This window comes from Streptomyces sp. NPDC002795 (assembly GCF_042888725.1).
Lineage (GTDB): Bacteria > Actinomycetota > Actinomycetes > Streptomycetales > Streptomycetaceae > Streptomyces.
In genome coordinates this window covers 100,994-120,261 of the sequence record NZ_JBIAQB010000012.1, presented here as the reverse complement: position 1 = coordinate 120,261, position 19,268 = coordinate 100,994, and the positions used below count along the sequence as shown (strand labels likewise).

General features: G+C 72.0%; 18 protein-coding genes. 7 read left to right on the top strand and 11 right to left on the bottom strand.

From position 1 onward, the window contains the following. Nucleotides 1–86: 86 nt before the first annotated feature. Nucleotides 87–785 (top strand): response regulator transcription factor, encoded by a 699-nt coding sequence (locus ACFYWS_RS31845; protein ID WP_389282211.1) that lies wholly within the window; start codon nucleotides 87–89, stop codon nucleotides 783–785. Continuing rightward, entirely contained in the window at nucleotides 785–2,101 is a 1,317-nt protein-coding gene (locus ACFYWS_RS31840) for a sensor histidine kinase (protein WP_389282209.1), read from the top strand. Before ACFYWS_RS31845 ends, ACFYWS_RS31840 begins: the two co-directional genes overlap by 1 nt. Nucleotides 2,102–2,353: 252 nt before the next feature. Here ACFYWS_RS31840 and ACFYWS_RS31835 read toward each other — a convergent pair whose 3' ends face one another. Next, the gene (locus tag ACFYWS_RS31835; protein ID WP_389282207.1) at nucleotides 2,354–3,160 is read right to left on the bottom strand and encodes a polyphosphate polymerase domain-containing protein; all 807 of its coding nucleotides are present in this window, start codon (nucleotides 3,158–3,160) and stop codon (nucleotides 2,354–2,356) included. Beyond that, nucleotides 3,157–3,843, bottom strand: a complete 687-nt coding sequence (locus ACFYWS_RS31830; RefSeq protein ID WP_389282205.1) for a DUF4956 domain-containing protein — start codon at nucleotides 3,841–3,843, stop codon at nucleotides 3,157–3,159. Before ACFYWS_RS31830 ends, ACFYWS_RS31835 begins: the two co-directional genes overlap by 4 nt. 182 nt (nucleotides 3,844–4,025) lie before the next feature. On the opposite strand from ACFYWS_RS31830, the gene ACFYWS_RS31825 reads away from it, so the two are divergent. Further along, nucleotides 4,026–5,708 (top strand): serine/threonine-protein kinase, encoded by a 1,683-nt coding sequence (locus ACFYWS_RS31825; protein ID WP_389282203.1) that lies wholly within the window; start codon nucleotides 4,026–4,028, stop codon nucleotides 5,706–5,708. 303 nt (nucleotides 5,709–6,011) lie between these two features. On the opposite strand, the gene ACFYWS_RS31820 is transcribed toward ACFYWS_RS31825, so the two are convergent. Continuing rightward, entirely contained in the window at nucleotides 6,012–7,295 is a 1,284-nt protein-coding gene (locus ACFYWS_RS31820; RefSeq protein WP_389282201.1) for an adenylosuccinate synthase, read from the bottom strand. A gap of 172 nt (nucleotides 7,296–7,467) precedes the next feature. Between ACFYWS_RS31820 and ACFYWS_RS31815 the strand changes: the two genes are divergently transcribed. Beyond that, complete coding sequence (locus tag ACFYWS_RS31815) at nucleotides 7,468–8,328, top strand: diacylglycerol kinase (protein WP_389282199.1); 861 nt, start codon at nucleotides 7,468–7,470, stop codon at nucleotides 8,326–8,328. Between the two features lie 60 nt (nucleotides 8,329–8,388). Here ACFYWS_RS31815 and ACFYWS_RS31810 read toward each other — a convergent pair whose 3' ends face one another. Then, nucleotides 8,389–8,910: a GbsR/MarR family transcriptional regulator gene (locus ACFYWS_RS31810; protein WP_389282198.1), complete on the bottom strand. Its 522-nt coding sequence runs from the start codon at nucleotides 8,908–8,910 to the stop codon at nucleotides 8,389–8,391. A gap of 92 nt (nucleotides 8,911–9,002) precedes the next feature. On the opposite strand from ACFYWS_RS31810, the gene ACFYWS_RS31805 reads away from it, so the two are divergent. Both ACFYWS_RS31805 and ACFYWS_RS31800 read left to right on the top strand, forming a co-directional pair. Further along, nucleotides 9,003–9,935, top strand: coding sequence for an ATP-binding cassette domain-containing protein (locus ACFYWS_RS31805; RefSeq protein WP_389282196.1), 933 nt, complete (start codon nucleotides 9,003–9,005; stop codon nucleotides 9,933–9,935). Next, complete coding sequence (locus ACFYWS_RS31800) at nucleotides 9,932–11,548, top strand: ABC transporter permease (RefSeq protein WP_389282194.1); 1,617 nt, start codon at nucleotides 9,932–9,934, stop codon at nucleotides 11,546–11,548. Before ACFYWS_RS31805 ends, ACFYWS_RS31800 begins: the two co-directional genes overlap by 4 nt. Nucleotides 11,549–11,596: 48 nt before the next feature. Here the strand turns inward: ACFYWS_RS31800 and ACFYWS_RS31795 are convergent, their stop codons facing one another. The 4 genes from ACFYWS_RS31795 to ACFYWS_RS31780 form a co-directional block, all read right to left on the bottom strand. Further along, on the bottom strand, nucleotides 11,597–12,820 hold the full coding sequence (locus ACFYWS_RS31795) for a cytochrome P450 (RefSeq protein WP_389282193.1): 1,224 nt from the start codon (nucleotides 12,818–12,820) through the stop codon (nucleotides 11,597–11,599). A gap of 19 nt (nucleotides 12,821–12,839) precedes the next feature. After that, nucleotides 12,840–13,505, bottom strand: coding sequence for a response regulator (locus ACFYWS_RS31790; protein ID WP_389282192.1), 666 nt, complete (start codon nucleotides 13,503–13,505; stop codon nucleotides 12,840–12,842). Then, entirely contained in the window at nucleotides 13,502–14,836 is a 1,335-nt protein-coding gene (locus ACFYWS_RS31785; RefSeq protein WP_389282190.1) for a sensor histidine kinase, read from the bottom strand. Before ACFYWS_RS31785 ends, ACFYWS_RS31790 begins: the two co-directional genes overlap by 4 nt. 96 nt (nucleotides 14,837–14,932) lie before the next feature. After that, complete coding sequence (locus tag ACFYWS_RS31780) at nucleotides 14,933–15,817, bottom strand: alpha/beta hydrolase (protein WP_389282189.1); 885 nt, start codon at nucleotides 15,815–15,817, stop codon at nucleotides 14,933–14,935. Nucleotides 15,818–15,944: 127 nt separating this feature from the next. Here ACFYWS_RS31780 and ACFYWS_RS31775 point away from each other — a divergent pair, with 127 nt between their 5' ends. Beyond that, nucleotides 15,945–16,577, top strand: a complete 633-nt coding sequence (locus tag ACFYWS_RS31775; protein ID WP_389282187.1) for a TetR/AcrR family transcriptional regulator — start codon at nucleotides 15,945–15,947, stop codon at nucleotides 16,575–16,577. Here ACFYWS_RS31775 and kynU read toward each other — a convergent pair. The 3 genes from kynU to ACFYWS_RS31760 all read right to left on the bottom strand — a co-directional run bounded on the left by kynU (nucleotide 16,574) and on the right by ACFYWS_RS31760 (nucleotide 19,171). Then, entirely contained in the window at nucleotides 16,574–17,767 is a 1,194-nt protein-coding gene (gene kynU, locus ACFYWS_RS31770) for a kynureninase (protein ID WP_389282186.1), read from the bottom strand. The genes ACFYWS_RS31775 and kynU overlap by 4 nt on opposite strands. Further along, a complete protein-coding gene (locus ACFYWS_RS31765; protein ID WP_389282184.1) occupies nucleotides 17,760–18,602 on the bottom strand; it encodes a tryptophan 2,3-dioxygenase family protein in 843 nt (280 codons plus the stop codon). The genes kynU and ACFYWS_RS31765 overlap by 8 nt, the downstream gene beginning before the upstream one ends. Nucleotides 18,603–18,757: 155 nt before the next feature. Beyond that, nucleotides 18,758–19,171: a DUF3151 domain-containing protein gene (locus ACFYWS_RS31760; RefSeq protein ID WP_389282183.1), complete on the bottom strand. Its 414-nt coding sequence runs from the start codon at nucleotides 19,169–19,171 to the stop codon at nucleotides 18,758–18,760. Between the last annotated feature and the right edge of the window lie 97 nt (nucleotides 19,172–19,268).

The following is a 19,268-nucleotide window of genomic DNA, read 5'->3' as shown; positions in this document are numbered from 1 at the left end:
AGTTGCAGCACCCCGGCGTTGCGCTCCCGGGGCTCTGCCCCGGACCCGGCTGCTCAATCGCCGCAGGGGCTTGATTGGGTGGTCAAATGTCCCATCTCCTCGTCGTCGAAGATGATCCCGCCCTGCGGAACGCCCTGGTCCGCGCCCTGCGCGACCGGGGTCACGCCGTCGCCACCGCGGCCACCGGCATGACCGGCCTCGACGCCGCCGTCACCGACCGGCCCGATCTGGTCGTGCTCGACCTCGGCCTGCCCGATGTCGACGGCGCCCGAATACTCCGGATGCTGCGCGCGGTGAGCGACGTACCGGTGATCGTGGCGACGGCCCGCGACGAGGAGGGGGAGATGGTCGCGGTGCTCGGGGACGGGGCCGACGACTACATCGTGAAACCGTTCGGCGCCGCCCAGTTGGACGCCCGGATCAAAGCGGTGCTGCGCCGCCTCGGGCTGCCCGCCGACGCCGACGAGCCGCTCACGGTCGGCGGGCTCGTGATCACGCCCGCGTCCCGCGAGGTCACGCTCGACGGACGGCCACTCGATCTGACACCGCGCGAGTTCGACCTGCTCGCCCATCTCGCCCAACGCCCGGGCCAGGTCGTCTCGCGCCGCGAGCTGCTCGCCGAGGTGTGGCAGCAGCCGCTGGGCGGCGCCGACAAGACGGTGGACGTCCATCTGTCGTGGCTCAGAAGGAAGTTGGGCGAGTCGGCACAGTCGCCGCGCTATCTGCACACCGTACGCACGGTGGGTGTGAAGCTGATGGCCCCGGACGACCAGGCGGCTTCGTAGTGCGCCGCACCCTGCTGCTGCTCACAGCCGCCACCACCGCCCTCGTCCTCACCGCGCTGCTCGTCCCGCTGACCCTGCTCACCCGCAGCCACGCCGCGGACCGGACGACCGCGGAGGCGACGGCCCGCGCCCAGTGGGTGGCCGCCGCGATGGGCCCCTCCCTGCACAGTCCCGGCGAGCGGGCGGGCGCGGAACAGGCGGTGGAGAGCGTCAACTCGCCCTCCCAGCCCGACACCTCCCTCGTCTTCGCCGACGGCCACGTCATCGGCGCCCCCACCGCCGTCACCGACGCCGTGCGCCTCGCGCGGGCGGGGCGCGCGTTCACGTACGAGCCGCCGAGCGGGGGGCGTCAGGTCCTGGTGCCGGTGCAGGGCGCGGAGGGCGGCACCGCCGTCGTCCAGGTGAGCCTGAACAGTCGCCAGCTGTACGACGGGGTGCTCTCGTCCTGGCTGACGCTGGCCGGTATCGGGCTCGGCCTCGTACTCATCGGGCTGCTGCTCGCGGACCGTCTCGGGGCGCGGCTCGTCGGGGCGACGCGGGCGCTGGCCGGGACCGCGGACCGGCTCGCGGGCGGCGATCTCACGGCCCGCGCCGAGCCCCAGGGGCCGCCGGAACTGCGTTCCGTGGCCGGCGAGCTGAACCACCTCGCCGCCCGCATCGACGAGCTGCTCACCGCCGAGCGGGAGAACGCGGCCGACCTCGCGCACCGCCTTCGTACCCCGGTCGCCGCGCTCCGTCTGGACGCGGAGGGGCTGCGGGACGCGGAGGAGGCCGAGCGGATCGCGGCGGGGGTCGCGGCGCTCGAACTGGGCGTGGACGACGTCATCCGCAAGGCACGCAAGCCGCTCCGCGATACGGCGGGTGCGGATCTGGCGGCCGTCGCCCGGGACCGGGCGGCGTTCTGGGAGCCGCTCGCCACGGATCAGGGGCGGATCCTGGAGGTGTCCGTGCCGGAAGCGCCGGACGCGCCGGTCCAGGTTCCCGTGCCCGAGGACGAGCTGGTCGCGGCGCTCGACGCGATGATCGGCAACGTACTGGACCACACCCCGCAGGGCGTCGACTTCCGGGTCTCCGTCCGCGTGGACGGCTCCGCCGCGGAGCTGGTGGTCGCGGACGACGGTCCGGGGCTCCCGCCGGAGTCCGAGACGCGGGGGGCCTCCGGCGGCGGGTCCACGGGTCTCGGTCTCTCGATCGTGCGGCGCACGGCGGAGGAGACCGGCGGCACGGTCTCCTTCGGAAACGGGGGGCCGGGGGCCGTGGTCAGTTTGCGCTGGCACAAGCCCGGCTCGGCAAAATCCAGCCCCGCCGGCGATTGAGGCGCGGGGTCCGGGGCAGCGCCCCGAGACCGCGCCCCCGTGCTACCGCCCGGGGGGGGGGGGGGGGGGCGGCGGGCCGGGGGGGGGGGGGCGGCGGCGGGGGGGGGGGGGGGGGGGGGGCGGCCCCCCGCCCCCCCCGCGCCCGCCCCCCCCCCCCCCCCCCGCCGGGGGGGCGCGCGGGGGGGCGGGCCCCCCCCCCCGAGACCGCGCCCCCGTGCTACCGCCCTGGGGCTCCGCCCCAGACCCCGCTCCTCAAACGCCGGAGGGGCTGGGATTGGGGAACGCCTCCCGGACCGCCCGGGACCATCGGTTCACGCCCAGCTCCGGCCGCAGCGCCGCGAACCCGCCGCAATACTTCGTGAACTCGGCCGCCCGCACCCCGAAACGATGCAGCACCCGGTCCGCCTCGGTCAGCGACCCCCGCGTCTTCGTCTCCACCAGCACAAGCCCACCGTCCGCCCGGACCGTCCGCCCGTCGGCGAGGTCCCGCACCACGAGCCCGGCGTCACACGTGATCCGCTGCCCGTCGGCGACGAACGTGGCGCGCTGGTAGTCCGTGACCAGCGAGGGCTCAAGTCCCTCCGGCGCCTCGATCCCGTACGCCCCACCGAGCACACCGGCGAGAAAGCCCTGCTGCGCCGCGTCGAGCGGCCGCTCCTCGCCCTCCAGCCTGCGACGGTGCTTGACGGTCTCGCCCCGCCCGTTCTTGAGCTTGACCTCGAACTGCCGCTCCCCCGTGTCCTGGTAGAGCCGCTCACGGATCTTGTAGCGGAGCCGCCGCCCCTGCCGGTGGTCGTGGTACATGCGCAGGTCGGTGGTGTCGTAGTAGGTCGATCTGTACGAGAACCAGCGCCGGCCGTTCACCGAGAGCGAGCGGAAGGGGCCCTCCGGGCGCCGCGGGTCGGTCAGCAGCGCCGCGAAGTCCTCGAAGACCTCCACCGGCACCAGATAGCTGTTGTCGTAGCGGGCCAACAGCTCTGCCCTGTTGTTCAGTTCATCGAGCGACAACGGCTTGGCGGCGAGTGCGGCGCGCCCGATGGCGCGTACGGCGGGGATCACACGGTCTCCTGGTGATAGGCGGCTGCGGTCTTCGTCGTACTGCGAGGCTCATGACGGTCATGAGCGCCCCTGTGGGTACGAGAGGTACGTATGGGCGCCTCCGATCGTTCCCGTGCCTCCGGCTGCCGGAATCGAACTTCCACGACCATCAGGTCGCGTACGTAGTCGATCTCCTGCACCGTCCAACCATGCGGCTGCCCCACCCGCCTCGCCAGTTCGGCCCGCAGCGCGTCCTCGTCCACGTACACGGCGTCGAGGGTGACGACGGCCCGGCGGTCACGGGCGTACAGGCGCGGATGGTCGGCCACGTAGACGACCACGAGCAGCAGCGCGGCGAGCGCGGCGGTCACTCCGAGGCCGAGTGCGCGCAGCCCGCACAGCAGCCCGAGGACCAGCGTCACGAAGTAGTACGCCACTTCCTGGTGCCGCAGCGCGTCCGAGCGCAGCCGCACGATCGACAACACCCCGAACAGGCCGAATCCCAGGGCGAGCCCGCCGCCCTTGCCGACCTCGCCGAGTGCGGCGACGACCGCGAACAGGGCGACGTTCAGCGCGAGATACGCGGGCACGAGCTCGCGCCTGCGATGCCGTGGATAGAAGATGCCGAAGGTCAGCAGGGTCACGGCGAGCAGATCGAGGCCGAGATGGGCGCCGAGCTCTGCCACAGGTGGGAGGTTGTCCATGACCCCGACGCTACGAACGTCCGGGTTAACGCCGCGCTTGGTGACAGTTAACGATCGGCGTCAACGTCCCCCGTCAACGTACGTCGACGGCCGGAACCGTTGCGCCCGCGGGACGCCTCTCTGTCGTATGTCCGCACTATTCTCGAATTCGTTGCACACACACCGGGGGAGGGTGGCGCGACATGGAGGGTATGCAGCGCATCGGCGCGTACCGACTGCTCGGCCGGCTCGGCGCGGGCGGCATGGGCGAGGTGTATCTGGCGCGCTCGGAGCGCGGTCGTACGGTCGCCGTGAAGGTCGTACGCGAAGAGCTCGCGGAGCAGGAGGAGTTCAGGAACCGGTTCCGGCAGGAAGTGGCGGCCGCGCGGCGGGTCGGCGGCGCGTGGACGGCTCCGGTGCTCGACGCGGACACGGACGCGGACATTCCCTGGGTGGCGACCGGGTACGTGGCGGGACCCAGCCTTCAGCAGGTCGTCTCGCACGACTACGGCGCGCTGCCCGAGCGCTCGGTGCGCATCCTCGCGGGCGGCCTCGCGCACGCGCTCAAGGACATCCACGCGGCGGGCATCATCCACCGCGACCTCAAGCCGTCGAACGTGCTGATCACCATCGACGGCCCGCGCGTCATCGACTTCGGTATAGCGCGCGCCCTGGAGACGGTGGCCGACGGCGGCCTCACCCGCACCGGGGCCCTTGTCGGCTCGCCCGGTTTCATGGCGCCCGAGCAGGTGCGCGGCGACCGGATCACCCCGGCGTGCGACGTGTTCTGTCTGGGCTCCGTGCTCGCCTACGCGGCGTCCGGGCAGCTGCCGTTCCGTACGGCCGACAGCGGGGCGCACGCCCTGATGTACCGCATCGCGGAGGAGCCGCCCGAGCTGACGGAGCTGCCCGAGGGCTTGCAGGACCTCGTCCGCGACTGTCTGCACAAGCAGCCCGGTGACCGCCCCACACTCGACGAGATACTCGAACGGACCGGTGTCGACGACGCGCTGGGCGACGGCGGCCGCACCCGCGACCCGTGGCTGCCGGGCGCCCTTGTCGCCCAACTCGGGCGGCACGCCGTGAAGTTGCTCGACACGGAGAACCCGGAGCACACGGCCCGGACCCCGTCTCCGCCGCCACCACCACCGCCCGGCGCCGCCTCGCTGAACCATCTGCCGACCGTGATCTCGCACGAAGCACCTGCGGCCCTGCCGCCCGCGCCCGCACCTGCGCCGCAGTACGGCTACCCGCCCGGCGGTTGGGGCCAGACCCCGGCCTACGGCCCGCCGCCTCCCGGCCCCCCGCAACGCAACCGCTCCACCCCCGCGCTCATCGTGGTCGCGCTGATCGTGGCGCTCGGGGCGGGCGGTTCGGTGTACGCCTTGATGAACGGCGGGGACAAGCCGTCCGGCCGTGCGGACGACAAGGTCTCGCCCACGTCCGTGACCTCCGCCGCGTCCGCCCCCGCCGCGTCCGTCCCGAGCCAGGACGCGTCCTCGCCTCAGGTGGAGTCCCCACGGTCCGCCGCGGGCGACATACCGACCAGGTTCCTCGGCACCTGGGAAGGCGCGATCGACAACGCAGGCGGCCACCACCCGCGCAGCATCACGCTCCAGCAGGGCGCGACCGGCGACACGGTCTTCTCCCTGACGGCGGACGGCTACCAGAAGAACGGCGCCCCCTACCACTGCGTGTTCCAGGGCCAGTTGGAGTCGTCGACGTCCTCCACGGTCCGCATCGGCCCCACCGACCCGACGACCGCCCAGCCGAGCGGCGCCTGCAACCCTGGCGAACCGAGCACGATCACCCTCACGCCCGGCGGCGAACTGAAGCGGGTCATGTCGGGGGGCGAGGCGCCGGTGACGTACGACAGGTCGGGCTGAGGGCGAGGCACGAGGGGGGAGGGAGGCGCTTCCACGCAAGCGGCCCGACAGTCTGAGGCGCCCCCTCGCGTGCTGCACGTGGCCCGTGACGCGCCCGCACCGCCGCCGTCGCCCCGGTGCTGCGCGGTCCACTCGGTCGTGCGCGCCGCGCGTCTGCTGCGGGAGCACCCCGGCGTCGGGGCCATGGCCCACACCGACCCGTCGCTCGTCCACTCGGCGACGAGCGGGACGCCCTCACTCTCGCGGTGCCCCGGTCCACCGAGGCGGACCGGGGCACGAGCGCGTGCAGGAACAGCTACCGCCCTACAGGAACGAGTTGACCTGGATCGTCTCGTCGCGGCCGGGGCCGACGCCGATCGCCGAGATCGGGGCGCTGGACATTTCCTCCAGCGCCTTGACGTAGTCCTGCGCGTTCTTCGGGAGGTCCTCGAAGGTCTTGGCCTTCGTGATGTCCTCCGACCAGCCCGGCAGGTACTCGTAGACCGGCTTCGCGTGGTGGAAGTCGGTCTGCGAGTACGGGAGCTCCTCGACGCGCTTGCCGTCGATCTCGTACGCGACGCAGACGGGGATCTGCTCCCAGCCGGTGAGCACGTCGAGCTTCGTCAGGAAGAAGTCGGTGAGGCCGTTGACGCGCGTCGCGTAGCGGGCGATCACCGCGTCGAACCAGCCGCAGCGACGGTCACGGCCGGTGGTGACACCGCGCTCGCCACCGATACGGCGCAGGTCCTCGCCGTCCTGGTCGAAGAGCTCCGTCGGGAACGGGCCCGCGCCGACACGCGTCGTGTAGGCCTTGAGGATGCCGATGACGCGGCTGATCTTCGTCGGGCCGACGCCCGCACCCGTACAGGCGCCGCCCGCGGTCGGGTTCGACGAGGTGACGAAGGGGTACGTGCCGTGGTCGATGTCGAGGAGCGTGCCCTGGCCGCCCTCGAACAGCACGACCTTGTCCTCGTCGAGCGCGTCGTTGATGACCAGGGTGGTGTCGGCGACGTAGCCCTTGATCTTGTCGGCGTAGCCGAGCAGCTCCTCGACCACCTGCTGCGCCTCGATGGCGCGGCGGTTGTAGAGCTTCGTCAGGAGCTGGTTCTTGACCTCGAGAGCCGCCTCGACCTTCTGGGTGAGGATCGACTCGTCGTAGAGGTCCTGGACGCGGATGCCGACACGGTTGATCTTGTCCGCGTAGGTCGGGCCGATACCGCGGCCTGTCGTACCGATCTTGCGCTTGCCGAGGAAGCGCTCGGTGACCTTGTCCACCGTCACGTTGTAAGGCGTGATGATGTGCGCGTTACCGCTGAGCAGGAGCTTCGACGTGTCGACGCCGCGCTCGTTCAGACCGCTCAGCTCGGAGAGCAGGACCGACGGGTCGACGACGACACCGTTTCCAATGACCGGCGTGCACTCCGGCGAGAGGATTCCGGAAGGGAGGAGATGCAGCGCGTACTTCTGGTCGCCTACGACAACCGTGTGGCCGGCGTTGTTGCCGCCCTGATAGCGCACTACATAGTCCACGGATCCACCGAGCAGGTCGGTGGCCTTTCCCTTGCCTTCGTCACCCCACTGAGCACCGAGCAGCACAAGTGCGGGCACAGGCGTACACCCCTTCCGGGCGGGGCATGTCCAAGGTCAGGGGCCGTGGCCGCGACTTTGCGGCCTGCCTTCGTGAGCCTTGGGGTGCCCCGGAATAGACCAAGCCCCTGGCGCAATAGCGCAAGGGGCTCTTGCACAAAGATGCTACCCGAGGAAGCGAGGCAAGGCCGAGGTGGCGGCTTTGGACCATCCATCTGACCGTGCGGACGACGCGAGCGGGAGGCTGTCGCGGCAGCTTCTGGTGATCGTCGATCCGGTCGCGATGCGCGCCGACGGGGAGTCCGTGCGCATCGCCAAGGACGTGTTGTGTGCGGGTTCGACGGCGAAGGTATGCCTGCCGGAGGGGCCCGCGGAATTCGCGAAAGCCCTGGCCAAGCGGGGTGTAAGACGACCGGTCGTGATCGGGGACGACCGGGCGCTGCTGCGCGCGGTGTCGCTGCTGCACCGGGAGCGGGAGCTGTCCGGGGCGGTGTTCTCGATGGTGCCGGTGGGGGCGGCGGTGTCGCTCGCGCACTCGCTGGGGGTGCCCGCGGGGACGGTGGAAGCGGCGCGCGCGGCGCTCGACGGGGCTCCGCGGTGGCTCGATCTGCTGGTGGACGACAGCGACGGGGTGGTGCTCGGAGGCCTGAGCATCCCGCCGATCGCGGACCCCTCGGCCTCGGGGCCGCCGGGCGGGCGGCCCTGGCGGCGGATGTACGGCTCGCTGGTGCGCAACCTCGCGGCGCGCTCGCCGCGCGGCGAGGTCGCGGACGAGGCACCGGCCACGCGGCTGCGGATCGAGGCGGACGGGGTGACGCTCGTCGACCTCGACCAGCAAGTGCGGGGCGTCTCGGTGACGCCCGGTGCGGGCGACGGGCTCGCGCGGGTGGAGGTGCGCAGGGCCGCGGGGGCGGCGGTCTCCGTCCGGGCGCACACGGTCACGGTGACCGGGGCGGACTTCCGGTACCGGGCGGACCAGGTGACGATCGGCGGGCCGGTACGGAGACGGACGTGGTCCGTGCGGGCGGGGGCGTGGGCGCTGGCGCTGCCTTGACCGGATGCGTTGGCCGGCGCCGTGGCTGAGGTCGCGGGGCTCCGCCCCGGACCCCGCTGCTCAATCGCCGCGGGGGCTCGAAAAATCAAGTGTCTTGCGGTGTTCGCGCCAGCGTTCCAGCAGGCCCGCCAGCTCCACCTGCACGAATTCGAAGAACGCGAGGGTTTCGCCGATGCGGCGGCCCGCGGGGGTGTCCGCGCCGAGGCTTTCGACGCCCTCGCGCAGCGCGTCCTCCCAGCGCTTCATGACGCTGTCGCGGCTGCCCAGCGCCTCGTACCACTGGTTGCTGTGCACTCGGAAGAGGTCGCGCCTCGTTCCGGGCTCCCGCTCGCGCACGACCATGTGCTGCTGGGTCAGGTAGCGCACCGCGCCGGACACCGCGGCGGGGCTGACCTGGAGCTGCTGGCCGAGTTCGGCGGAGGTGAGGGCGCCGGAGTCGGAGGCGAGGAGGGCCGCGAAGACACGGGAGGGCATCCGGGACATGCCGGCGTCGACGAGCTGGGCGGCGAAGCGCTCGATGAACCGGGAGCGGGCCTCCCCTACCGCCTGCTCGTGCGTCTCGTCCTTGCCCTGCGTGCTCATGTCCCGATCCTCTCCCCTTGCCCGGTCTGCGACATCAGTTTATACGCTTCCTTAACTTCACAAGTTTGTGAAGTGCGCGTAGCTTCAGAATCATGACGAAGGCAATCACGGTCTCCGGACTGCACAAGTCGTTCGGCAGGACCCACGCGCTTGACGGTCTCGACCTGGATGTCGAGGCCGGAGAAGTGCACGGCTTCCTCGGCCCGAACGGAGCGGGAAAGTCCACCACCATCCGCGTCCTGCTCGGCCTGCTGCGCGCCGACTCCGGCGCCGTGCAGTTGCTCGGCCGCGACCCCTGGGCCGACGCCGTGGAGCTGCACCGCAAGGTCGCGTACGTACCCGGTGACGTGACGCTGTGGCGCAACCTCAGCGGTGGCGAGGTCATCGACCTCTACGGGCGGCTGCGCGGCGGGCTCGACAAGAAGCGCAAGGCCGAGCTCATCGAGCGCTTCGAACTCGACCCGACCAAGAAGGGCCGCACGTACTCCAAGGGCAACCGGCAGAAGGTGGCCCTGGTCGCCGCGTTCGCCGCGACCGACATCGACGTACTGATCCTCGACGAGCCCACCTCGGGACTCGACCCGCTGATGGAGGACGTCTTCCAGTCCTACGTCGAGGAGGCCGCGCGCGAGCACGGGCGGACGGTGCTGCTGTCCTCGCACATCCTCAGCGAGGTCGAGGAGCTCTGCGACCGGGTCAGCATCATCCGCAAGGGCGTGACCGTGGAGAGCGGTTCGCTGGCCGAGCTCCGGCATCTGACCCGTACCAGCGTCACCGCCGAACTCGCGGGCGCGCCGGACGGGTTGGGCGAACTTCCCGGGGTGCACGACCTCGACGTACAAGGGATGCGGGTCAAGCTGCAGGTCGACACCGACAAGCTCGACGCCGTCCTGCGTTCGCTCGCCGACTCCGGCGTGCGCTCGCTGACCAGCACCCCGCCCACCCTGGAAGAGCTGTTCATGCGGCACTACCAGGACGACGCGGCCGACGTGCGGGCCGAAGCGAAGGAAGCGGTGTCGCGATGAGCGCCCTCGTGAGCGACAGTCGCTACGTGTCGCGGTCGGGCGGCGCGCGGCACCTCGCGGGCACCGGGACGCTGCTCAGGCTCGCGCTGCGCCGTGACCGCGTGATGATGCCCGTGTGGATCGCCATCACCGCGATGATGGTCGTGTCGATGCCGAACACGCTGAAGAGCGTGTGGCCCACGGTCGCCGAGCGGGCCGACATCGCGGCGTCCATGAACACCAACAGTTCGATGCGCGCCATGTACGGGCCGGTCTTCGGGGACTCGCTGGGTGCGCTCACGGCCTGGCGCGGGGGCACGTTCGCCGCGGTCTTCGCGGCCATCATGAGCCTGCTCATCGTCGTACGGCACACCCGTGACGAGGAGGAGAGCGGGCGGCAGGAGCTGGTGTCGTCGGCGATGGTGGGGCGGCGCGCGCCGCTGACCGCCGCGCTGCTCGCGGCGCTCGTGGCCAACGGTGTGCTCGCGCTGATCATCGCGGGCGGGCTCGCGGGCCAGGGCGGGGCCGGGGCGCTCGCCCTCGGGCTCGCGATCGGTGGCTGCGGGATGGTGTTCGCGACGATGGCGGCGATCGTCGCCCAGTTCACGGAGAGCGCCCGGCTGGCGCGCGGCGCCACGTCCGCGGTGCTCGGTGTGGCCTTCGTGCTGCGGGCGGCGGGCGACTCCGGTACGAACGACGGTTCGTCGCCGCTGACCTGGATCTCGCCGATCGGCTGGGTCGAGAACGTACGCGCCTTCGCGGGCGAGCGGTGGTGGGTGCTGGGGCTGGTCCTCGCGGCCGTCCTGATCCAGGCCGCGGTGGGCTACGAGCTGGCCGGGCGGCGCGACATCGGCATGAGCTTCCTGCCGACCCGGCCGGGACCGGCGAACGGGCGCCTCGGGACGGCCGGTTCGCTGGCCTGGCGGTTGCAGCGGGGCAGCGTGACCGGCTGGTCGATCGGGTTCCTCGCGGCCGGTGTCGTCTTCGGCGGCATGACCGAGGGAGCGGCCGACCTGGTCGGCGACAGCGAGAACACCAAGCAGATCATCGAGCGGATGGGCGGCCAGTCCGGCATCACCAACGCCTTCCTCGCCACGATGGTCGGCATGCTCGGAATGGTCGCCGCACTCTACATCGTGCAGGCGGTGCTGCGGCTGAACGGCGAGGAGACCTCGCAGCGCGCCGAACCGGTCCTCGCGAACGCGGTCGGCCGGATCGCCTGGGCCGGCGGCCACCTCGTGATCGCCTTCGCGGGCGCCGCGCTGATCATGCTGCTCGGCGGGGTCGGGCTCGCGGTCGGCTACGGGCAGGAGTTCGGCGCGATCATCGGCGCCTGCCTGGTCCAGCTCGCCGCGATCTGGACGCTCGGCGGGGTGGCCGTGCTGCTGTACGGGGTGTGGCCTAGGGCGGCTGGCGCCGCGTGGGCGGCGGCGGGAGCGGCGCTGCTCATCGGCTGGATCGGCCCGGCGCTGAAGCTGCCGCAGGCGGTCATGGACATCTCGCCGTTCGGGCATCTGCCGAAGCTGCCGGGCGGGGAGATGACGTGGGCCCCTGTGGTGGTGGAGGTGCTGCTCGCGGCGGTGTTCGTGGGCGTGGGCCTTGTCGGGCTGCGGCGGCGGGACATGACCAACTGAGGTGCCTTCACCGCCCCGCTCACGTCCCGCTCACAACTCCCCGGCGAGTCACAGCTCCACGGCGAGCCCCTCCAGCCCCCGGATGACGAAGTTCGGCTTGCGCTGCGGCTCCGACGTGAGCCGCAGCGTCGGCGCCTGCGTCAGCAACGCCCACATGGACGCGGCGAGTTCGATGCGGGCGAGCGGGGCGCCGATGCAGTAGTGGATGCCGGCCGAGAAGGAGATGTGGGGGTTGTCGGGGCGGGTCAGGTCCAGGCGGGCCGGGTCGGTGAAGACCGCCGGGTCGTGGTTGGCCGAGCCGAAGAGGAGGGCCACCTCCGAGCCCGCCGGAATAGTGGTGCCGGCCACCTCGATCTCGTCGAGCACCCAGCGTTCGAAGAGCTGGAGCGGGGTGTCGTAGCGCATCAGCTCCTCGATCGCGGTGGGGATCAGGGAGTGGTCCGCGCGCAGGGCCGCCAGCTGCTCGGGGTGGCGGAACAGTGCCCACCAGCCGTTCACGGTCGCGTTGACTGTGGCCTCGTGTCCCGCGTTGAGGAGCAGGACGCAGGTGGAGATCATCTCCTGTTCGGTGAGGCGGGCCGGGCGAGTCCCGTCCTCGTCGTCGTGCGCGGCGATCAGGCCGGAGATGAGGTCGTCGGCGGGGCGTGCGCGGCGTTCCGCGATCAACTCCCGTAGGTACTCGGCGAATTCGAAGGACGCGGTGACCGCCGCCCGCGCCGTCTCCGGCGACAAACTCAGCTCGTACATCCCGCAGATCGCCGCCGACCACGGCCGCAGCGGCGCCCGGTCCGACTCGGGGATGCCGAGCATCTCGGCGATGACGGCGACCGGGAGCGGTTCGGCGACCGCGGTGAGCAGGTCGCCGCCGCCGTCGGCCACAAGCCCGGAGACGAGTTCGCCCGCCAACTTATCTACGTAGGGCTGGAGTTGACGCACCGTGCCCGGCGTGAACGCCTTCGACACCAGGCGGCGGATGCGGGTGTGGTCCGGGGGTTCGAGGTCGAGCATGCCGTGGTCGTTGAGCGTGTGGAACGGCTCGTGCTCGGGCGGCGGGGCGGTGCGGCCGAAGTCCTCGTGGGCGTACCGGTGTTGATAGGTGCGGCCGAGGCGGCGGTCGCGCAGGAGCGCCGAGACGTCGGCGTGGTGCGGGATCAGGTACTGGTTCGACGGCTCGAACCAGTGGACCCGGCCGGCCTCGCGCAGGGCCGCGTAAGCGGGGTACGGGTCGGCGACGAAGGCCGGGGACCAGGGATCGAACACAGCGGCATCCATGCGCGGACGCTAGCCCCGCTCACCCCGGCGTGACCAGACGTGCCTCGTACGCGAACACCGCCGCCTGCGTCCGGTCGCGAAGGCCCAGCTTCACCAGGACCCGGCTCACATGCGTCTTGATCGTCGACTCGGCGACCACGAGCCGCTCGGCGATCTCGATGTTCGACAGGCCCTGCGCGATCAGGACGAGCACCTCCGTCTCACGCTCGGTCAGCTCCCCGTACGCGCCCTCCTGCCGCCCCGCCGACCCCCTCGACGTCTCGGACAGCTTGGCGAACTCGGTGATCAGGCGGCGGGTCACGGCCGGCGCGAGGAGCGCCTCACCGCTCGCCACCACCCGTACGCCGTCGGCGAGTTCGCGCGCGGAGGCGTCCTTGAGGAGGAAGCCGGAGGCCCCGGCGCGCAGCGCCTGGTACACGTACTCGTCCAGGTCGAAGGTGGTCAGGACGAGCACCTTGGTGCCCGCGTCCGCCGCGACGATCTCGCGGGTCGCCTCGATGCCGTTCAGCTCCGGCATCCGGATGTCCATCAGGACGACGTCGGGGCGCAGCTCGCGGACCTTGGCGATGGCCTCCACGCCGTTGACGGCCTCGCCGACGACCTCGAAGTCCGGCATGGCGTTGAGCAGCACGGAGAAGCCCTCGCGGACCATCATCTGGTCGTCGGCGACCAGGACCCTGATCACGCTTCGTCCTCCGTCCCGGTGGCCGCGGGCCGGGCGACGGGGATGAAGACCGCCACCTCGTACCCGCCGTCGTCCGTCGTCTCCGCCGTCATCTCGCCGTCGAGCATGGAGACACGCTCGCGCATGCCCGTAAGGCCGTGTCCCGCGCCGGGGCTCGGCTTGACCAGCCCGGTCGACGGGCCGTTGACGATCCTGAGCCCGAGGCCCCCGAGAACGTACGACACCTCGACGGCGGCCTGCGAACCCGGGGCGTGCCGCAGCGCGTTGCTCAGCGCCTCCTGCACGATCCGGTACGCCGACAGCTCGACGCCCTGCGGGAGTTCACGGGCCGCGCCCGTCACCGTCCGCGTCACGGTCAGGCCTGCCTCCCGCACGTTCTCCAGCAGCTTGTCGAGGTCGGCGAGCGTGGGCTGCGGGGCGTCGGGCGCCTCGTAGTCCTCGGCCCGTACGACACCGAGGACGCGGCGCAGTTCGGTGAGGGCCGCCACCGCGTTCTCCCGGATCGTGACGAACGCCTGCTCCAGCTCGGGCGGCGGGTTCTCGACCCGGTAGGGAGCGGCCTCCGCCTGGATGGCGACGACCGACATGTGGTGCGCCACCACGTCGTGCAGCTCGCGCGCGATGTTCGTGCGCTCCTCAAGGAGCGTGCGCCGGTCCCGTTCGACGGCGGTGACCGTACGCTCCTGGACGACCTGGCGCCGCGCGGTGCGGTTGACGTGGACGAGCGCGACGATCCCGACCCCGATGCCGGAGAGCACCGCCACCGGGAGGGCGATGCCGCCGTCGAGGCCGCCGAAGACCGCCGCGGAGAGCAGCGAGTACAGCGTGGACAGGGCCCACATCCAGGCCGCCGTACGCGGCCGGGTGCGCGCCGCGACCACCATCAGCACGATCGTGTGGCCCATGATGCTGCCGCCCGACCACGGGTAGAGGCCGTCGCTCGTCGCCCAGACCAGGACGGGGGCGGCCCCCAGCGAGAGCCAGAAGGCGAGGACCGGGCGGAGCAGGGTGAGCGCCACCGGGACCGCCACCATCAGCCCCGCGACGAGGGCGAAGAAACCGTCGTCGAGGGCGTCGTAGCTCGCCATGCCGGTGAGCAGCGTGAGCCCGGCCAGGCCGAGCACGACGGCGTGCGGCAGCCGCCCCAGGTGCCTGCGGAAACGCTCGGGGAACTGCCGGGCCCACGGCCCGTCCGTGCCCGCCCGGGGCAGCGGCCGGTATGTGAGCACCCCCCGGAACAGGTCCTCGCGCAGCCCCCGCAGCGCCGCCTTCGCGAGATGTATCTCAGGGCTGTGCTCGCGCGGCCCCTGGATGATGGTCGTGTCGGTCATGGCACTCACGGTAGGTCGCGAGGGCGCGGCCCCGCGTCCGTACGGAGGAGGGTTCGACGGCGTCCGTCGCAGGGACTACGCGCGCCGGACGCACGGTCACCAGGCCAGTTGCGCGATCTCCTCCGCGACCACCGCGCAGGCATCCGCCGCCGGGTCGATCACCGGGAAGTGGCCGACCCCCTCCAGGAACGTGACGCCCACGACCTCGCCTGCCTTCGCCGCCGCGTCCGCGTACGCCTCGGTCAGCTCGAACGGGATGGTCGTGTCCGTACGCCCCTGGACGACGGTCGTCGCGACGCCGGTCGGCAACAGCTCCACGGGGTCCACGTACGGAAGGCGCTCGTCGAACAACTCCCGCATACCGCCTAGGAGTTGGACACACGCGTCGTCGCAGACCCCTAGCTCCCCGGCGAGCACGAAGCCCGCGAGCGGGGCGATGGCGACGACGCCGCGCAGCGCCGCCGAGTTCGGGGTGCGCCAGGGCGCGCCCTCCGGCAGTACGTGCCGGGCCCCCGCCCACAGCGCGAGCTGGCCGCCCGCCGAGTGCCCGGTGACGATGGTGCGGCGCGGGTCCGCCGACGGCAGGTGCTCGGCGGCGAGCGCGGGCATCGCGTCGAGCGCGGTCGCCACGTCGTCGAAGGTCTCCGGCCAGCGCCCCGCGACGGGCCCTTCGGCGCCCTGGTGCGGAACGACACTCCCGCGCCGGTACTCGACGTTGGCCACGGCGAACCCGCGCCTCGCGAGGAAGTCGCAGAACGGGGTCATGTACTGCCGGTCGTACGGCGCCCGCCACGCGCCGCCGTGCAGGACCACGACGAGCGGGGCGGCGGTCGCACCGTTCCTCGGGGCGTAGAAATCGACGACCTGGTCCGGGTGATCGCCGTACGCGGCGCTGACGTCCGGCGGCACGACAGGATGCGAGAAGGCCGACGCCTCCTCCGCCTCCTCGCGGGCGGCGCCGGACTTGTCGGAGTCTGACATGCTCCAACCTCTCGACATCGTGCGGAACTTGCGGGTTCGGGTATGCGGACGCTACCAGGCCCGTGACGTGCGTCAACACGCACAGTGACCGCACAAACGGTCCCTTCGTACCGTTACCCTGGCGGGCATGACCGGTAACCCGACCGAAGCGCACGAACCCGGCACGCTCCGCCCCGGCGGCCGCACGGCCCGTGTCCGCGCGGCGGTGCTCGACGCGGCGGGCGACGTCCTCGCCGAACACGGCTTCGACCGGCTCGACCTGGGCGACATCGCGCGGCGCGCGGACGTCGGCAAGACGACCGTGTACCGGCGGTGGGGCTCGCCCACCGGCCTCGTCGCCGACCTCCTCGACCAGATGGCCCAGGAATCGCTCCCCCGCACCGAGACGGGCACCCTGCACGGCGACCTGACCGCCAACGCACGCCTCGTACACCGCACGTTGGCGGACCCCCGGCAGGGCCCCCTGTTCCGCGCGGTGATCGCCGCGGCCGCCTGCGACCCGCGCACGGCATCGGCCCTCGCCCGCTTCTACGAGGTCCGGGTGGCCGAGTGGGCGCCGTGCGTGGAACAAGCGGTGGAACGCGGCGAACTCCCGCACGGCACGGACCCGTCGGAGGTCATCCGCGCGGTGTCCGCGCCGCTGTACTACCGCCTGCTGACGACCGGCACGCCCCCCACGGAAGCGGACGCGGACCGATCCGTGAGGGCGGCCGTGGCGGCGGCGGCCGCGGGCGCGTACGCCCTCCCTCCGGTGCCCTAGCCCAGTTCCCGCGCCAACACCCCCGCCGCCCGCTCCACATCCGCGAAGGACAGATACAACGGCGTAAAGCCAAAGCGCAGAACATCCGGCGCCCGGAAGTCACCCACGACCCCGGCCCCGATCAACCGCCCCATCACCTCACCCGCATCCGCACACCGCAACGCCACCTGACTCCCCCGCTCCCCGTGCGCACCCGGCGTCACCACCTCGACCCGGCCCCCGGGCACGTACGCCTCGACGCACTCCAAGAAGAAGTCCGTCAGGGCAAGGGACTTGCCGCGTACGGCGTCGACGGACACGTCGGGCCGCGACCACACCTCAAGCGCCGCCTCCAACGCCAGCATCGACAGGATGTCCGGCGTACCGACCCGCCCTCGTGCGACCCCGTCCGCGGCCTCGTACTCGGACCGCATCCCGAACGGCTCGGCGTGCGAGTTCCAGCCCGGCAGCGGCGAATCGAAGGCGGCCTGGTGCTCGCGCCGCACATACAGGTACGCGGGTGAACCCGGCCCCCCGTTCAGGAACTTGTACGTGCAGCCGACGGCGAGGTCCACCCCGTGCGCGTCGAGCCCGACCGGCAGCGCGCCCGCGCTGTGGCACAGGTCCCACACCGAGACCGCCCCAGCCGCACGGATCGCCGCCGTCAGCGACGGCAGGTCGTGCAGCCGCCCGCTGCGGTAGTCGACGTGGTTCAACAACACCGCCGCCGTACGGGACGACAACGCGCCCCGCACCTCTCCCGGCTCCACCGCCCGCACCGAACAGCCCGTCATCCGGGCCGCCGAAGCGGCGATATAGCCGTCGGTGGGGAACGTCGCGGCGTCGACGAGGATCTCGTCCCGCCCCTCACCGGCCAGCCGCACCGCACCCACAAGTGCCTTGAAGACATTGACACTTGTGGAGTCACCGACCACGACCTGGCCGCCGCCCGCGCCCACGAGCGGAGCGATCAGATCCCCGATCCGCTCGGGCGCGGTCCACCACCCGGACTCGGTCCAGGACCGGATCAGCAGCTCACCCCACTGCCGGCGCACGACGTCGTCGACCCGCCCGGGTACGTTCGCGGGCAGCGCGCCCAACGAGTTCCCGTCCAGGTACACGACATCCTCGCCGAGAACGAACTCGCCTCGCACACCCGCGAGTTGGTCCTTCGCGTCCAGCTCGCGCGCACGCTCGTACAGATCAGACATGGGACCTCGCCGTCCACAGCTCGGGGAACACGCTCTTGCCCGCACGCTTCTCCAGCCACGCCACACCGGCGGAGCCACCCGTGCCCGTCTTCGCGCCCATGGCGCGCCGCGTGGCCACCAGATGATCGTTGCGCCAGCGCCACACCAGCTCCGCGACATCGGTCAACGCCTCGCCGAGCCGGGCGAGTTCATCGCTCTCGTCCCCGGCGTACAGGCGCGTCCACACCGCCTCGACCTCCGCCGACGGCTCGTACTTCCGCGACACGTCACGTTCGAGGACGGCGCGCGGCACCGCGTGCCCCCGCCGGTGGAGCAGCCGCAGCACCTCGTCGTACAGGCTCGGCTCGTGCAGCGCCTTCTCCAGCTCGGCGTGCACCCGGGGCGCGCCGCGGTGCGGCACCAGCATCGACGCCGACTTGTCGCCGAGCAGGAACTCCATGCGCCGGTACATCGCCGACTGGAAGCCGCTGCCCTCACCGAGCGCGGACCGGTACGAGTTGAACTGGGCCGGGGTGAGCTGGCCGAGCGGCCGCCACGAGGCGTTGAGCGCGTCCAGCTCACGCACGGAACGTTTCAGCGCCGCGACCGCGGTCGGCACGTCGTCGCCGCCGAGCGCGCGGGCGGCCGTCTCCCACTCGTGCACGATGACCGTGAACCACAGCTCCATGACCTGGGTGGTGACCAGGAAGACCATCTCGCCGGGATCGTCCGAGCGCAGCTGCTGGAGGTGGGTGAGGGCGTCGGCCTGGACGTAGTCCTCGTAGGGCGTGGTGCCCGCGAAGTCGAGATGCGGGGTGGCGGGAGCTTCCGCCTCGTGATCCGCGTCGTGGGACATCGCTGTCTCCTGATGTGTACTCCGGGTAGCGGTCCGCCCTGCCGTTACCGACACGGGGCCCCGGTCCCCGACTGCATCCTCCGCAATCGTCCCCGCAAACGGCAAGGCCCGCCTGGTCACATTGGACCGGGCGGGCCGCACCGCACGAAGAAATCTCAGGTCAGCGTCTGCGCGGCCTGCTCCGAGGAGTCCTTCAGGAACTGCGTGCAGCGCTCGTACTCCTCCTGCTCACCGATCGTGCCCGCGGCCCGCGCGAGGGCGTGCAGCGCGCGCAGGAAACCGCGGTTGGGCTCGTGGTCCCACGGCACCGGGCCGTGGCCCTTCCATCCGGCCCGGCGCAGCGAGTCGAGGCCGCGGTGGTAGCCGGTGCGGGCGTAGGCGTACGACTCGACGACGCTGCCGCGCTCGAACGCGTCGTCGGCGAGCTGCGCCCAGGCGAGCGAGGAGGTCGGGTACTTCGCGGCGACGTCCGCAGGGGCCGTGCCGGACGCGAGCAGCTCGCGCGGCTCCGGGTCGTCCGGGAGCTGGGTCGGGGGCGGGCCGCCGAGGAGGTTCTCGTGAAGGTTCATGGGGTCAAGTGTGCCGCGCCCGCACGGCTTCCCGTCGAGCGCCCTCGTGACATGCCACGGGCCCGGCTCCCGAGAGGGGATGCCGGGCCCATGAGCG

Coding starts and splice junctions, on each gene's coding strand:
- ACFYWS_RS31845 (WP_389282211.1), top strand. CDS start 87: ATGTCCCATCTCCTCGTCGTCGAAGATGATCCCGCCCTGCGGAACGCC.
- ACFYWS_RS31830 (WP_389282205.1), bottom strand. CDS start 3,843: ATGGACAACCTCCCACCTGTGGCAGAGCTCGGCGCCCATCTCGGCCTC.
- ACFYWS_RS31825 (WP_389282203.1), top strand. CDS start 4,026: ATGGAGGGTATGCAGCGCATCGGCGCGTACCGACTGCTCGGCCGGCTC.
- ACFYWS_RS31810 (WP_389282198.1), bottom strand. CDS start 8,910: ATGAGCACGCAGGGCAAGGACGAGACGCACGAGCAGGCGGTAGGGGAG.
- ACFYWS_RS31805 (WP_389282196.1), top strand. CDS start 9,003: ATGACGAAGGCAATCACGGTCTCCGGACTGCACAAGTCGTTCGGCAGG.
- ACFYWS_RS31800 (WP_389282194.1), top strand. CDS start 9,932: ATGAGCGCCCTCGTGAGCGACAGTCGCTACGTGTCGCGGTCGGGCGGC.
- ACFYWS_RS31795 (WP_389282193.1), bottom strand. CDS start 12,820: ATGGATGCCGCTGTGTTCGATCCCTGGTCCCCGGCCTTCGTCGCCGAC.
- ACFYWS_RS31785 (WP_389282190.1), bottom strand. CDS start 14,836: ATGACCGACACGACCATCATCCAGGGGCCGCGCGAGCACAGCCCTGAG.
- ACFYWS_RS31780 (WP_389282189.1), bottom strand. CDS start 15,817: ATGTCAGACTCCGACAAGTCCGGCGCCGCCCGCGAGGAGGCGGAGGAG.
- ACFYWS_RS31775 (WP_389282187.1), top strand. CDS start 15,945: ATGACCGGTAACCCGACCGAAGCGCACGAACCCGGCACGCTCCGCCCC.
- kynU (WP_389282186.1), bottom strand. CDS start 17,767: ATGTCTGATCTGTACGAGCGTGCGCGCGAGCTGGACGCGAAGGACCAA.
- ACFYWS_RS31765 (WP_389282184.1), bottom strand. CDS start 18,602: ATGTCCCACGACGCGGATCACGAGGCGGAAGCTCCCGCCACCCCGCAT.
- ACFYWS_RS31760 (WP_389282183.1), bottom strand. CDS start 19,171: ATGAACCTTCACGAGAACCTCCTCGGCGGCCCGCCCCCGACCCAGCTC.